5 tRNA genes are annotated in these 718 nt (G+C 47.9%); all 5 read left to right on the top strand.

Annotated elements, in window-relative coordinates:
• Positions 1-3 precede the first annotated feature (3 nt).
• The 5 genes from BHE18_RS14925 (at position 4) to BHE18_RS14905 (ending at position 715) form a co-directional block, all read left to right on the top strand.
• Positions 4-79 (top strand) — tRNA-Val (locus tag BHE18_RS14925).
• Positions 80-171: 92 nt separating this feature from the next.
• Positions 172-247, top strand: a tRNA-Thr gene (locus tag BHE18_RS14920).
• 187 nt (positions 248-434) lie between these two features.
• Positions 435-510: transfer RNA gene (locus tag BHE18_RS14915), tRNA-Lys, on the top strand.
• A gap of 42 nt (positions 511-552) precedes the next feature.
• Positions 553-637 (top strand) — tRNA-Leu (locus BHE18_RS14910).
• 3 nt (positions 638-640) lie between these two features.
• Positions 641-715, top strand: a tRNA-Gly gene (locus tag BHE18_RS14905).
• Positions 716-718: the final 3 nt, after the last annotated feature.

Genomic DNA, 718 nt, shown 5'->3' with positions numbered 1-718 from the left:
TATGGAGGATTAGCTCAGCTGGGAGAGCATCTGCCTTACAAGCAGAGGGTCGGCGGTTCGATCCCGTCATCCTCCACCATAGATTTTTACGAAGCGTGAGCGAAGTAAAAGATCTTTCCTTCCTTTACTAAGTGAGAAGGAAACGTAGGACAAGCATAAACAACTTCACACGCCGGTGTAGCTCAACTGGTAGAGCAACTGACTTGTAATCAGTAGGTTGGGGGTTCAAGTCCTCTTGCCGGCACCATTTTGGTTTTTCCTCATTACTTATATGAGCCATTAGCTCAGTTGGTAGAGCACGAAAGAAAAAACATCATTGAGTTATCTTCTAGCGTACAGCTCGAGCAGCACCTTGAATAAGCTTCCTGAGAGCTGGACGTCGCAGATGCACTTAATTTGAAAACGGAAATATATTATATTTCCTATCCTAATAGGAGCCATTAGCTCAGTTGGTAGAGCATCTGACTTTTAATCAGAGGGTCGAAGGTTCGAGTCCTTCATGGCTCACCATTTGATGTTTGCAAAAGGCAAAAGGCAAATGTCTCATTACATGCGGGTGTGGCGGAATTGGCAGACGCACCAGACTTAGGATCTGGCGCCGCAAGGCGTGGGGGTTCAAGTCCCTTCACCCGCACCATATGCGGAAGTAGTTCAGTGGTAGAACACCACCTTGCCAAGGTGGGGGTCGCGGGTTCGAATCCCGTCTTCCGCTCCAAAG

The organism is Rossellomorea aquimaris (assembly GCF_001877785.1).
Classification (GTDB): Bacteria; Bacillota; Bacilli; order Bacillales; family Bacillaceae_B; genus Rossellomorea; species Rossellomorea aquimaris_A.
Note: the sequence above shows the minus strand (reverse complement) of the source record. Positions and strands in the feature narration are given on the sequence as shown.